At 41.2% G+C, this 13,514-nt stretch carries 12 protein-coding genes; all 12 read left to right on the top strand.

The features are described from left to right. The first annotated feature begins 219 nt into the window (after positions 1-219). The 12 genes from N8M16_RS05505 to N8M16_RS05450 all read left to right on the top strand — a co-directional run bounded on the left by N8M16_RS05505 (position 220) and on the right by N8M16_RS05450 (position 13,460). A complete protein-coding gene (locus N8M16_RS05505; RefSeq protein ID WP_033681001.1) occupies positions 220-2,007 on the top strand; it encodes a glycoside hydrolase family 35 protein in 1,788 nt (595 codons plus the stop codon). Continuing rightward, positions 2,004-2,480 (top strand): PTS sugar transporter subunit IIB, encoded by a 477-nt coding sequence (locus tag N8M16_RS05500; RefSeq protein WP_020903315.1) that lies wholly within the window; start codon positions 2,004-2,006, stop codon positions 2,478-2,480. Before N8M16_RS05505 ends, N8M16_RS05500 begins: the two co-directional genes overlap by 4 nt. 26 nt (positions 2,481-2,506) lie before the next feature. Continuing rightward, entirely contained in the window at positions 2,507-3,412 is a 906-nt protein-coding gene (locus N8M16_RS05495; protein ID WP_261069779.1) for a PTS mannose/fructose/sorbose/N-acetylgalactosamine transporter subunit IIC, read from the top strand. Next, complete coding sequence (locus tag N8M16_RS05490) at positions 3,399-4,220, top strand: PTS system mannose/fructose/sorbose family transporter subunit IID (RefSeq protein ID WP_261069778.1); 822 nt, start codon at positions 3,399-3,401, stop codon at positions 4,218-4,220. Before N8M16_RS05495 ends, N8M16_RS05490 begins: the two co-directional genes overlap by 14 nt. A gap of 3 nt (positions 4,221-4,223) precedes the next feature. Then, positions 4,224-4,628: a PTS sugar transporter subunit IIA gene (locus N8M16_RS05485; RefSeq protein ID WP_261069777.1), complete on the top strand. Its 405-nt coding sequence runs from the start codon at positions 4,224-4,226 to the stop codon at positions 4,626-4,628. Positions 4,629-4,925: 297 nt separating this feature from the next. Then, entirely contained in the window at positions 4,926-6,092 is a 1,167-nt protein-coding gene (locus N8M16_RS05480) for an SIS domain-containing protein (protein WP_261069776.1), read from the top strand. Positions 6,093-6,208: 116 nt separating this feature from the next. After that, complete coding sequence (locus N8M16_RS05475; RefSeq protein ID WP_261069775.1) at positions 6,209-7,246, top strand: aldose epimerase family protein; 1,038 nt, start codon at positions 6,209-6,211, stop codon at positions 7,244-7,246. Between the two features lie 135 nt (positions 7,247-7,381). Further along, complete coding sequence (locus N8M16_RS05470) at positions 7,382-8,578, top strand: CAP domain-containing protein (protein WP_084925992.1); 1,197 nt, start codon at positions 7,382-7,384, stop codon at positions 8,576-8,578. 381 nt (positions 8,579-8,959) lie between these two features. Then, complete coding sequence (locus N8M16_RS05465; RefSeq protein WP_261069774.1) at positions 8,960-10,291, top strand: glycosyltransferase; 1,332 nt, start codon at positions 8,960-8,962, stop codon at positions 10,289-10,291. A 69-nt stretch (positions 10,292-10,360) separates the two neighbouring features. After that, on the top strand, positions 10,361-11,065 hold the full coding sequence (locus tag N8M16_RS05460) for an acylneuraminate cytidylyltransferase family protein (RefSeq protein WP_261069773.1): 705 nt from the start codon (positions 10,361-10,363) through the stop codon (positions 11,063-11,065). Continuing rightward, complete coding sequence (locus tag N8M16_RS05455; protein WP_261069772.1) at positions 11,062-11,940, top strand: glycosyltransferase family 52 protein; 879 nt, start codon at positions 11,062-11,064, stop codon at positions 11,938-11,940. Before N8M16_RS05460 ends, N8M16_RS05455 begins: the two co-directional genes overlap by 4 nt. 200 nt (positions 11,941-12,140) lie before the next feature. After that, positions 12,141-13,460 carry a glycosyltransferase gene (locus N8M16_RS05450; protein WP_261069771.1) on the top strand — a complete coding sequence of 440 codons (1,320 nt, stop codon included), beginning with the start codon at positions 12,141-12,143 and terminating at the stop codon, positions 13,458-13,460. The last annotated feature ends 54 nt before the right edge of the window (positions 13,461-13,514 follow it).

Raw genomic sequence — 13,514 nt, 5'->3', positions numbered from 1 at the left:
GTTAATTTACATAGGAATAAATAGAAAAACCTACATTTTTATACATGGTGCTAAAATGTTGTTATGACTATAGATTACAAGATTTTTATAAGTTTTTTGTGTAAAATTTAGTGAAAAATGAAAAAAATTGTGAAAACCTATTGACAAATGTAAGATATTGAGATATATTTACTATATCAACAAATGAAAGCGTAAACTTTATTGTCAGAAGGTAAGAATATGACACGATTTGAGATACGGGATGATTTTTATCTCGATGGAAAATCATTTAAGATTTTATCTGGCGCCATTCATTATTTTAGGGTTCCTCCAGAAGATTGGTATCATTCGCTCTATAACTTGAAGGCTCTTGGTTTTAATACAGTAGAGACTTATGTGGCCTGGAATTTACACGAGCCTCGTGAGGGTGAGTTTCACTTTGAAGGAGCTCTGGATTTGGAGCGATTTCTTCAGACAGCACAAGATTTGGGTCTCTACGCTATCGTTCGTCCCTCTCCCTTCATCTGTGCGGAGTGGGAATTCGGTGGCTTACCAGCTTGGCTTTTAACCAAAGATATGAGGCTTCGTTCCTCAGATCCTGCTTATATTGAAGCTGTCGGTCGCTACTATGACCAGCTCTTGTCACGGTTGGTGCCACATTTGTTGGACAATGGTGGCAATATCCTTATGATGCAGGTTGAAAATGAGTATGGTTCTTATGGCGAAGATAAGGCTTACCTAAGAGCAATTCGACAGTTGATGGAAGAGCGTGGCGTAACCTGTCCTCTCTTTACATCAGATGGTCCATGGAGAGCTACTCTGAAAGCTGGAACCTTAATCGAAGATGACCTCTTTGTAACAGGAAACTTTGGTTCTAAAGCTCCGTACAACTTTTCACAGATGCAGGAATTCTTTGATGAACATGGCAAGAAATGGCCGCTCATGTGTATGGAGTTCTGGGATGGCTGGTTCAATCGTTGGAAAGAACCGATTATCACACGGGATCCCAAAGAATTGGCAGATGCAGTTCGAGAAGTTTTGGAACAAGGCTCTATCAATCTTTACATGTTCCACGGTGGTACAAACTTTGGCTTCATGAATGGTTGCTCAGCTCGAGGGACTTTGGACCTGCCACAAGTTACATCTTATGATTACGATGCCCTTCTAGATGAGGAAGGAAATCCAACTGCCAAATATCTGGCAGTCAAGAAGATGATGGCAACACATTTTCCAGAGTATCCGCAGTTGGAGCCACTCTACAAAGAGAGTATGGAGTTGGATGCTATTCCACTAGTTGAAAAAGTTTCCTTGTTTGAAACCTTGGATAGCTTGTCAAGTCCAGTAGAAAGCCTCTATCCTAAAAAGATGGAGGAGTTGGGACAAAGCTATGGCTATCTACTTTATCGAACAGAAACAAACTGGGATGCAGAAGAAGAAAGACTTCGTATCATTGACGGTCGAGATAGGGCTCAGCTTTATGTCGATGGTCAGTGGGTTGAAACCCAATATCAGACAGAGATTGGGGAAGATATTTTTTATCAAGGTGAAAAGAAAGCGCTATCTAGGCTAGATATCTTGGTAGAAAATATGGGGCGTGTCAACTATGGACATAAGTTCTTAGCGGATACGCAACGTAAGGGAATTCGGACAGGGGTTTGTAAGGATTTGCACTTCTTACTAAACTGGAAACACTATCCACTTCCTCTAGACAATCCTGAGAAAATTGATTTTTCAAAAGGATGGGCAGAAGGACAACCAGCCTTTTACGCTTATGACTTTACAGTCCAAGAGCCAAAAGATACTTACCTAGACTTGTCTGAGTTTGGTAAGGGAGTTGCCTTTGTCAATGGGCAGAACCTAGGACGTTTTTGGAACGTCGGCCCAACCCTCTCGCTTTATATTCCTCATAGCTATCTCAAGGAAGGTGCCAATCGTATCATTATCTTTGAAACAGAAGGTGAATATAAAGAAGAGATTCATTTAACTCGTAAACCTACACTAAAACACATAAAGGGGGAAAACTTATGACAATTGTAGGATGCCGTATCGATGGACGTTTGATCCACGGACAAGTAGCCAATCTATGGGCTGGAAAACTAAATGTTTCACGTATCATGGTTGTAGATGACGAAGTTGTCAACAACGACGTTGAAAAGAGTGGTTTGAAACTTGCAACACCACCAGGTGTGAAGTTGAGTATTTTGCCAATTGAGAAAGCGGCAGCCAATATTCTTGCTGGAAAATACGATAGCCAACGTCTCTTTATCGTGGCTCGTAAACCAGACCGCTTCCTTGGTTTGGTAGAAGCAGGTGTACCAATTGAAACCCTTAATGTTGGGAATATGTCTCAAACACCAGAAACTCGCGCCATCACACGTTCTATCAACGTAGTGGACAAGGATGTGGAAGACTTCCACAAATTGGCAGAAAAAGGTGTTAAACTTACTGCTCAAATGGTTCCAAATGATCCAATTTCAGACTTTTTGAGCTTATTAAAATAGGAAAAAATTTTTAGGAGGTCATTGTTATGATACAATGGTGGCAAATTTTACTTCTCACTTTGTACTCAGCTTATCAAATCTGTGATGAGTTGACGATCGTTTCATCTGCAGGTTCCCCTGTATTTGCTGGTTTCATTACTGGTTTGATTATGGGAGATGTGACTACTGGTCTGCTTATCGGTGGTAACTTGCAACTGTTCGTTCTTGGGGTTGGTACCTTCGGTGGTGCTTCTCGTATTGACGCAACTTCTGGTGCGGTTCTTGCAACAGCATTCTCAGTTTCACAAGGAATCGCTACAGACCTTGCGATCACAACAATCGCTGTACCAGTAGCAGCACTTTTAACATACTTCGACGTTCTTGGACGTATGACAACTACTTTCTTCGCACACCGTATTGATGCTGCAATCGACCGCTTTGATTACAAAGGTATCGAACGCAACTACTTGCTTGGTGCGATTCCTTGGGCTTTATCTCGTGCCCTTCCAGTCTTCTTCGCGCTTGCATTTGGTGGTGAATTTGTACAACACGTAGTAGACTTCGTTACAAAATACCAGTGGGTTGCAGATGGTTTGACACTTGCAGGACGTATGCTTCCAGGTCTTGGATTTGCAATCTTGCTTCGTTACCTTCCAGTTAAACGTAACCTTCACTACCTTGCAATGGGATTCGGTTTGACAGCTATGTTGACTGTTCTTTACTCATATGTAACAGGTCTTGGTGGCGCTGTTGCTGGTATCGTAGGTACTCTACCTAAAGATGTTGCTGAAAAAATTGGTTTCGTGAACAACTTCAAAGGTTTGTCTATGATTGGTATCTCTATCGTAGGTATCTTCCTTGCAGTGCTTCACTTCAAAAATAGCCAAAAAGTAGCTGTAGCAGCACCTTCTACACCATCAGAAAGTGGGGAAATCGAAGATGACGAATTCTAATTACAAACTTACAAAAGAAGATTTTAATCAAATCAACAAACGTAGCTTGTTTACTTTCCAATTAGGTTGGAACTACGAACGTATGCAAGCTTCTGGTTACCTGTACATGATCTTGCCACAGTTGCGTAAAATGTATGGTGATGGAACCCCTGAATTGAAAGAAATGATGAAAGTTCATACTCAATTCTTCAATACTTCACCATTCTTCCACACCATTATCGCTGGTTTTGACCTTGCCATGGAAGAAAAAGATGGTGTAGGTTCAAAAGATGCCGTTAACGGTATCAAGACAGGTTTGATGGGACCATTCGCTCCTCTTGGAGATACAATCTTTGGTTCACTTGTACCTGCGATCATGGGATCTATCGCAGCAACTATGGCTATCGCTGGCCAACCTTGGGGTATCTTCCTTTGGATCGCAGTTGCAGTTGCTTATGACATCTTCCGTTGGAAACAGTTGGAATTTGCCTACAAAGAAGGGGTTAACCTTATCAACAACATGCAAAGTACCTTGACAGCTTTGATTGACGCTGCATCTGTACTTGGTGTCTTCATGATGGGTGCTCTTGTAGCAACAATGATCAACTTTGAAATTTCTTACAAGTTGCCAATCGGTGAAAAGATGATTGATTTCCAAGACATCTTGAACCAAATCTTCCCACGTTTGCTTCCAGCAATCTTTACTGCCTTTATCTTCTGGTTGCTTGGTAAGAAAGGTATGACCTCTACTAAAGCTATCGGTATCATTATCGCTCTTGCAGTAGGTCTTTCTGCCCTTGGTCACTTTGCATTTGGAATGGGCGTATAATTTATGACGAAATCATTAATTTTGGTGAGTCATGGTCGTTTCTGTGAAGAACTTAAAGGTAGCACAGAAATGATTATGGGTCCACAAGACAATATTCATGCGGTAGCTCTTCTTCCAGAAGATGGACCAGAAGACTTTACTGCAAAATTTGAAGCTGCTATTGAAGGATTGGATGATTTCCTAGTCTTTGCGGATCTTCTCGGTGGAACACCATGTAACGTGGTAAGCCGCTTGATCATGGAAGGTCGTGACATCGAACTTTACGCAGGGATGAATCTTCCAATGGTGATTGAATTTATCAATGCGAGCCTTACAGGCGCAGATGCGGACTATAAGAGCCGTGCTGCAGAAAGCATTGTGAAAGTCAATGATTTATTAGCGGGCTTCGATGATGACGAAGATGAATAATACTCTTCGAAAATCTCTTTAAACCATGCTAGTGTCGCCTTGCCGTATATATGGTTACTGACTTCGTCAGTTCTACCCACAACCTCAAAACGGTGTTTTGAGCTGACTTCGTCAGTCTTATCTGGCAACCTCAAAGCAGTGCTTTGAGCAACCTGCGGCTAGCTTCCTAGTTTGCTCTTTGATTTTCATTGAGTATACGATGTGACAACGTGAAAATCGTTAGAACAACTTATATAGAATATACATGGGAATGGGGCTTACTCCCATTCCCATATTTGATAGAAAAAGAGGAACTCAATGCTACATTATACAAAAGAAGACTTGCTCGAATTGGGTGCAGAAATCACTACGCGTGAAATCTACCAACAACCGGATGTATGGAAAGAAGCTTTTGAATCTTATCAAGCACAACGTGAAGAAATTGCAGCTTTCCTACAAGGGATTGCTGATAAACATGACTATATCAAGGTTATCTTGACAGGTGCTGGGACTTCTGCTTATGTGGGAGATACCTTGGTACCTTACTTTAAGGAAGTCTATGACGAACGCAAATGGAATTTCAATGCTATTGCGACCACAGATATCGTTGCCAATCCAGAAACTTATTTGAAAAAAGATGTGGCGACTGTCCTTGTATCCTTTGCTCGTAGTGGGAACTCGCCTGAAAGTGTGGCGACTGTTGATTTGGCCAAGGCCTTGGTGGATGAGCTTTATCAAGTGACGATTACTTGTGCAGCAGATGGTAAATTGGCTCTTCAAGCCCACGGCGATGACCGTAATCTCTTGCTCTTGCAACCGGCTGCTTCTAATGACGCTGGATTTGCCATGACTTCTAGCTTTACGTCTATGATGTTAACAGCTCTCTTGGTCTTTGATCCTACAGAATTTGCTGTTAAAGCTGAACGTTTTGAAGTTGTGTCTAGCCTTGCGCGTAAAATTCTAGACAAGGCAGAAGATGTCAAAGAGCTTGTTGATTTAGACTTTAACCGTGTCATCTACCTGGGCGCTGGTCCGTTCTTTGGGCTTGCTCATGAAGCTCAGCTCAAGATTTTGGAATTAACAGCTGGTCAAGTGGCGACCATGTATGAAAGTCCAGTCGGCTTCCGTCACGGTCCAAAATCTCTTATCAATGAAGATACAGTTGTTTTGGTCTTTGGTACAACAACAGACTACACTCGCAAGTACGACTTGGACTTGGTTCGTGAAGTTGCTGGTGACCGTATTGCTCGTCGTGTTGTGCTTTTGAGTGATCAAGCCTTTGGTCTTGAAAATGTCAAAGAAGTGGCCCTTGGTTGTGGCGGTGTTTTGAATGATATTTACCGTGTCTTCCCTTACATCGTTTATGCCCAACTCTTTGCCCTATTGACTTCACTCAAGGTAGAAAATAAACCAGATACACCGTCTCCTACAGGTACCGTAAACCGTGTGGTACAAGGTGTTATCATCCACGAATATCAAAAGTGATACTGCGTTTATAGATTCTTGATAAAGGGGTTTGTAAATCATACAAGTAAACCATAGATTGTCAATTCGCTTTCTATGGTTTGTTTGATTGAGAGAAATAGTAAAAGGAGAACAGAATGAAAGCATACACAGAGCGTGTGTTTGGAAATGTTGAGGGACAAGATGCTTTGGCCTATCGATTTGAGACGAACGGTGGCTACCAACTTGAGGTCATGACTTATGGTGCGACCATCTTGCGCTACGTCACACCTGATAAGGCTGGAAATTTTGCAAATATTATCTTGGGATTTGATGATTTTGAAAGCTATGTGGGAAATAGTCCCAAGCATGGAGCTAGCGTAGGCCCTGTTGCAGGTCGTATTGCTGGTGCGACATTTGAGCTTAATGGCAAGACCTATGACCTTGAAGTCAACAATGCTAGCAACTGTAACCACAGTGGTTCAACAGGTTGGGATTCGAGCTTGTTTGAACTAGTTGAAGTGAGCGACCATGGCTTGACCCTCTATACAGAGCGTACAGATGGGACAGGAGGATTTCCTGGGAATCTCAAGATTTGGATCAGTTACCACTTGGAAGAAACTGGTGCCTATGAAATCAGCTACAAGGTAACGACAGATCAAGATACGCTGGTCAATCCAACCAACCACAGCTATTTCAACTTGTCTGGTGATTTCACGCAGACAATTGACCGCCATGTCTTCCAACTAAACACAGAGGGTATTTACCCAATCGCTCCTGATGGGGTTCCTGCCAAAACTCCAGATGCCAATCGCGATGTAGTGAAACACATCTACAATGGAGCCTTGTTGAAGGACATCTTTGCAGAAGAAGATGAGCAAATCCAGCTGGTATCTGGTTTGGATCATCCATTTGCTCTTCCTGCAGGTCATGACAATGCTGGTTTCCTTTATGACCAAAATTCAGGTCGCTTCTTGCTTTTCAAGACAGAGGCTCCATGTTTTGTGGTCTACACAGCAAACTTTGTGGATGAAAGTGTTATCATAGGAGGTCAGCCAATGGTACAGCACAATGGGATTGCCCTTGAAGCGCAAGCTTTACCAGATGCCATTCACAGTGACCTCAAAGACCAAGTTATTCTCAAAGCCGGTCAAACCTTCACAAGTAAGACACGTTATGAGCTTGTTGTGAAATAAAAGGATAGGAATTTCTACTTTTTGGGGAATAGTATTTACCTTATAACATTAGTAGAAATGGGCAAAGAATAGGAAAATATGATATAATTTAATATTGAAAATACCTGTCCTATCTAAAGGATAAAAGGAGAAAAAATGAAGAAAATTGTATTTGCTAGCGCCTTGGCTTTGACTTTAGCTGGAGCAGTTTTGACAAATGATGTTTTTGCCAACGACAGATTGGTGGCAACACAATCTGCTGATGGTAGAAATGAAAATGTCTTGAGCTCAGAAGTGCTAAATCCTTCTAATGGCAATGTTTTGGTTGGGATTAAGGGAGAATTTTTAACCCCAAATAAACAAACTATTTTGGATGCGATTAATAAGATTCGTAAGGAAGCAGCTGATGAAGGTTTGGTAGATAAGTATGTCCCTATCAAATGGTCTACTGATCTTGAGAAAACTGCTTTTGTACGAGCTACTGAGGTGTCAGTAACTCTGAAACCTGAGCGTCTTTCTACGAAAGAAATCTGGACTGCTTTTCCATCTAGTAATAGTATAAGAGGAGAAGCTTTAGATGTGAACTATGAAGGTTTTCTAAAAGCAATTGAAAACTGGCATGCTGAGAAGGCGAATTATGTAGCGAAAAAGAAGGGTGAAACATCTAAAGAATTTACAGGTTATTATGAGGCTTTGATCAATTCTAAATTTACATATGTGGGGCTCGCGGCCTTTAGAAATTCAGCTAGTTCTCAGAAAGTAGCAACGATTTCTCTAGCTTTAGGTGATGATGCTTCTTCAGAGGAATTGGCTGGTGGATATGGTCCTGCTATTCAGTATACAGAAGTGACCTCCTCAAACCTTTCAACAGTTAAAAGTAAAGCAGTCGTTGTAGAAAAAGCGCTGAAAGAATTTAGAACTTCTAGTTCAGACCAATCTGGTTGGGTGCAATCTAATGGAAAATGGTATTTCTATGAGTCTGGTGATCTGAAGACAGGCTGGGTGAAAACGGATGGTAAATGGTACTACTTGGATGACCTAGGTGTCATGCAAACTGGATTTGTAAAAGTAGATGGTAGCTGGTATTACTTGAGTAGCTCAGGTGCTATGTTTACAGGCTGGGGTACAGACGGAAATAGATGGTTCTACTTTGATGGCTCAGGAGCTATGAAGACAGGCTGGTACAAGGAAAATGGTACTTGGTATTATCTTGACGAAGCAGGTATCATGAAGACAGGTTGGTTTAAAGTTGGACCGCACTGGTACTATGCCTACGATTCTGGAGCTTTGGCTGTGAGCACAACAACACCAGACGGTTATAAAGTAAATGGAAATGGTGAATGGGTAAACTAGGCAACTAATGAACAAATAGTCTGTTTCAATAGCTTTTTACAACAAAGTTGCAAAATGATATAACCTTAAAATGGGGAAGGCTAGTTTGCCTTCTCTATTTTCTTGAAAGTTGTAAACAAAAAATCTACAATGCCTACCTACGTAGCACAGATGATTTCAGAGAATCGATTTATAAAAAATAAGAAAACTCCCCCAAGCTATCCTGTCTAAGGCAGTCCATCTTGCAGATGGTCAGTCTTTGTGATAGAATAGCATAAAGTCCTTTTGAGGGGGAACTTGCTAGGAAATCCCCAAGCATTGTAACGGATGAACCACCCTCGCCTTTTTGTGAGGGTGGTTTTTCGTTTGTAAGTAGAAAATAAGAGAGAAAGAGTCTACATCATGTCGAGAATTGTCACCATTCATCCAGTCAAGGAAATCCATCGCTATGGCTTTGAGAGTACCCAGGTCTATCGAGCCCGTATCGCACGACATCTAGGCTTAGACTACGTCCACCTCATGTCAAGTCCCCAGCTACGATCTGATTGGAAGAAAGACTTGATCAAGTTAGGATTTTTAGAAAAGGAATTGCTCTGTGTTCCGCATAGTTTTTCAGATATAGGCCATGTAGACTTATCAGTGAAGCCAGAAAGTTTAACGCTAGCAGCTGGTGATCAGGTTGAACTCAATGAGGATGGTTTTGTAGCCTCAGTTACCCTAGGAGATGGCTCGGGGAGATATTACTATACCAAGGGGCCCTTCTTGTTTGAAGATTTTAAGGAGAAGGAACTTCGTTGGTATCATGAAAATGGAGAACTGGCCCTGGAAGGACGCTTTATCAATCCCTTTAAAGAACCCTCTCCTGTAACCATCTTTTATCCAGAGTATATCTACCGCATAGGAGGAGAAATCCGTTCTGAAGAGGACTTGCTGGTTAAGTTCTTAGCCAGATGGGCAAAACAAACCGACCTCTTCATCCGCGACCAACAAATCGTTCCCAAACCCAGCCTCTGGCGTTATATGGAAAACACGGACAAAAATTACTATGAAGTTGTCCATGAAAATATCATGCGAGACTTACGCCTCGCCAATATGCACAAGACAAATAAATATCTAGTCGCCAGTGAAGTGTTGACTGATACCTTGGCGAAACAAGGGTATGATACCAAGTTTTTACCACCAATGTTTACAGAAAAATTAGGTCAGCTAAGAAAAATTGGACCTGTTTTGGACTATTGCTTGGTGGGCCATATGGGAGAAGGCAAGAACGTTGAACTTGTCATTGAAGCCTTTATCGAACTCTACAAACGTGGCTCCAAGGCCCAGATTACCTTTTATGGTGGCTCAGAGGAACGTCTAGTAGAATTACAGAATCAATATGATCTTCCACCAACCATTCACTTTAAAGGTATCGTTGACGAAGTGCCTTATCATCTGCACCAATGCTATCTGTCTGCAAGTTACACAGAGTTATTTGCCAATGCCTGTGTTGAAGCCTTGAGTCAAGGTTTGTTAGCCTTATTATCGGATGTGGAGATTGCCCATCGTTTCTATGCTGGCCAGTCCAATGCTATCAACTTGTTTAAAACCAAATCAGAGTTGATTCAAAAGATAGAAGAGATGGAACAGCCTGATTTTTATCTATTAAATGAAAAAAATCTAGCTTTGGCCTCTCGCTATTCTCTGGAAAAAGTAGCTCACATATACCGAGAGCTATTAGATAGGAACTTCTAGGATGTTGTAAGTTGATCAATCTAGCTTTTCTTACTAGTCCAATACAATAGAAAACTAAAGGAAGACTATATGAAAGCAAAATCTAAACCCATAGCCGTCATTTTGATTCGTTCGGGTTCACGCGGCTTAGTGGATAAAAATATCAAACCTCTTGCAGGCAAACCCTTGGTTTCCTATACCATAGAAGTCGCTCTAGCCTCCAAGCTATTTAGTGAAATCTGGGTCTCCTCAGACTCTCTAGCCTATTTAGAACTCTGTCGACAAGCCTATCCAGAGATTCGTTGTGTCCACAGACCAAAAGAATTGGCCCTATCAACAACCTCTAGCTTAGAGACCTTACGAGACTTTTTACAGCCCTTTGAGGAAGAGCAGGTCTTTGTGAATCTACAGGTGACCTCACCCTTGAGAGAGGTGGAGCACCTCGTTGAGTCCTATCAACTCTACTGTCAGTCTGGGGCCGACCATCTGATTTCCTGTGTTAAAGCGGACAAGAGTCGTAGTCTTTACTTGCAGTTGGCGGAGTCGTCATTTATCCGTCCGCCTCAAGTTTCCAAGCACTATGCTCGGCAGAAAGAGCCTGTCTATTATTATCCCAACGGGAGTATCTGGATTTCTCGCAAGGACCTTTACCTACGAGATGAGACCTTTTACACAGATAAGACAGCAGCCTATGAAATGCCCAAACTCTATTCTTATGATATCGACGATGCCTTGGACTTTGAAGTCGTTGAGACCCTGCTGCAACATCACCACCTAGGAGAATCAAAGAGATGAAACACCTCATCATTGCCACAACGCCCTTGCAGGCCAAGATTGCACAGCATATCAAAGGACTCTATCCTGATCAGGACTTTGTTAGCCTTTATGTCAGTCCTGTAAAAAATGCTCGTCAGGAGCATTATGCTAAGGATTTTGACCATGTTCACTATCCTCAGGATGCAGAGGACTTGGCTCAGATTTGTCAGGAGCTGGCCGGAGACTATGAAACCATCTTTTATGCGAGTTTTGACAATAGCTTGATTTTGGACTTGGTTGCTAGTTCGACCTACCAACACCTCATGAGTTTCGATGATGGTTATGCGGATATTTACCCTTTGGGAATGTATGCCCTCCCTCTTCAACCTAGTCAGGTAGGGCCTTTGGGCTTGACCAGAGATGACTTGATTGAGCGGACGGAAAAACACTACACCCTCTATCGCAGTGACTACCATGTCGTAGCTAGAGAAAAGCTAGTCTATCTGGAGCATTTTTTTGACCTGCCCCAAGCACCCGTCTCAAATGGCAAGACAGTCAAGGTTCTGCTGGGGCAAAAGTTCTCTGAAGAGGACGATCAAATTTCCATCCGCTTTATCAGCACCTATGCCAAGGCCTTGGCCATTGACCTCTATCTACCCCATCCCAAGGAAACCTTCACTATCCCTGATGTGACCTACTTGGAGACGGAGCTGATCTTTGAAGATGTCCTAGCCCAACTCTTTCAAGAATACGAGTTCGTTCATGTCTATCATTTTACTTCATCAGTCAGCCTGCACCTTAAAGACCTGCCCCATGTGACCATCACAGGCATTTCCCTCCCCTACTATGAGGACCGTCAAAAAGAATTGCGACGCTTGGGTTGTCAGTTTGAAAGGGTTTCACTTGGCTGGTAGCATAAATATATATATTAGGAAATGTAAATCCATGCACTAGCTTGGATTTTTTATTGGGGTATTAAGTAGATGTTAGGTATTATTGATAGAATCTAGTAAAAGTATGATTCATATGATATAATTCAGATTAGTAAATCTTTCTGATAAACAAGTACAGATAAATGAGTCGCGAAGGTTACCGTGTATGATAGGAGATTGTTATGACTAAAATGGTTACAATACATCCAGGGCTCTGGCAAAGAGAGGTTAGAAAATATGGATTTGAATCATCCCAATTATCCAGAAAGAAAATTGCAGATTATTTAGGTTGGGGACATCTATATATTTTAACCCATCCTCAAGTTCGACCCGATTGGAAGGCTGGCTATGAACAAATAGGCTTCCAAAGGGATGAATTAGTGAGTGTAAGCCATTATCAATCAGATATTGGTCATGATGAATTAAGTATTCGTCCTTCCGATATTATTGATAGGTATCCTAATGGAAAAATGACTGTTGTTAATGGATTTGTGGCTAGCATTGAATTAGAAGACGAAACTCTATATTTTACTTCAGGATTATATTTAAAGAAAAATAAAAAAGAAGAACTGGAATGGTTAAATCGAGATGGTTCGACAGCGATGCGGGCACGGTACTATAAGCCAAGAGAAGAACCAAGTCCCATTTATATGATGGAGGACAATTATTTATATTATAAAGATGGAGAATGGTTAACCTACGAAGACTTATTGATTCAGGTATTAATCAGTCTTACAGATAAGAAAGACATCTTAATTCGAGATCAACATAACGTGGTGACTCCCAAATTATGGCGCTTTGTAGAAAATACAAACCGTCTCTATTGGGAATATATCCATGACAATGTATTGCTAAATCCAGCTCATAATCTAAGAAGAAAAACTAGATATTTAGTAGCTTCAGAAGTATTAACATCAATCTTGCAAGATTTAGGGTATCACGCACAATTTATGCCACCGATTTTTGCACCTCAAGTTTCCTCAGTAGTATTACAAAGAAGAAAGCCTAGTTCCTATTGTTATGTAGGGAATATGAGTAAGGTAAAAAGGGTAGAATGGATTATAGAAGCCTTTAGGAAGTTAGAACAAGAAGGCCTACCTGTAGAGGTATTCTTATATGGTGGAGATATTGACAAATTGAAGAAAGAGTATCCGACTTTGCCATCTACCATTCATGTTGTTGGATATGTAGATGAGGTACCTTATTGGGAACATGATGGCTATATTTCAACTTCCCAAAAGGAATTATTTGCCAATGCCTGTGTTGAAGCTATGAGTTTTGGATTGATTCCCTTGCTTTCTAATGTTGAAATTGCTCATCAATATTATGCATCTAAGAACTCAGATATTTGCTTATATGATACACCAGAGGAGTTAGCGCATCTTATCAAGTGTTTATATGAGACTGATAAAGAAATCGAGCTAGAAAATACAAGTAAGTTTGTGAATCGATATTCAAAAGAACAAGTTTCTAAGAGATATTTATCACTCATGAACGCCTAAAAATGAAATAGATAATGAGATTTTATTGGATATCTTATTATCTATTTTTTTAAT

Source organism: Streptococcus mitis (assembly GCF_946188375.1).
GTDB classification, from domain to species: domain Bacteria; phylum Bacillota; class Bacilli; order Lactobacillales; family Streptococcaceae; genus Streptococcus; species Streptococcus mitis_CX.
This window is presented reverse-complemented; position numbering and strand designations above follow the sequence as displayed.

Coding starts and splice junctions, on each gene's coding strand:
- N8M16_RS05505 (WP_033681001.1), top strand. CDS start 220: ATGACACGATTTGAGATACGGGATGATTTTTATCTCGATGGAAAATCA.
- N8M16_RS05500 (WP_020903315.1), top strand. CDS start 2,004: ATGACAATTGTAGGATGCCGTATCGATGGACGTTTGATCCACGGACAA.
- N8M16_RS05495 (WP_261069779.1), top strand. CDS start 2,507: ATGATACAATGGTGGCAAATTTTACTTCTCACTTTGTACTCAGCTTAT.
- N8M16_RS05490 (WP_261069778.1), top strand. CDS start 3,399: ATGACGAATTCTAATTACAAACTTACAAAAGAAGATTTTAATCAAATC.
- N8M16_RS05485 (WP_261069777.1), top strand. CDS start 4,224: ATGACGAAATCATTAATTTTGGTGAGTCATGGTCGTTTCTGTGAAGAA.
- N8M16_RS05480 (WP_261069776.1), top strand. CDS start 4,926: ATGCTACATTATACAAAAGAAGACTTGCTCGAATTGGGTGCAGAAATC.
- N8M16_RS05475 (WP_261069775.1), top strand. CDS start 6,209: ATGAAAGCATACACAGAGCGTGTGTTTGGAAATGTTGAGGGACAAGAT.
- N8M16_RS05470 (WP_084925992.1), top strand. CDS start 7,382: ATGAAGAAAATTGTATTTGCTAGCGCCTTGGCTTTGACTTTAGCTGGA.
- N8M16_RS05465 (WP_261069774.1), top strand. CDS start 8,960: ATGTCGAGAATTGTCACCATTCATCCAGTCAAGGAAATCCATCGCTAT.
- N8M16_RS05460 (WP_261069773.1), top strand. CDS start 10,361: ATGAAAGCAAAATCTAAACCCATAGCCGTCATTTTGATTCGTTCGGGT.
- N8M16_RS05455 (WP_261069772.1), top strand. CDS start 11,062: ATGAAACACCTCATCATTGCCACAACGCCCTTGCAGGCCAAGATTGCA.
- N8M16_RS05450 (WP_261069771.1), top strand. CDS start 12,141: ATGACTAAAATGGTTACAATACATCCAGGGCTCTGGCAAAGAGAGGTT.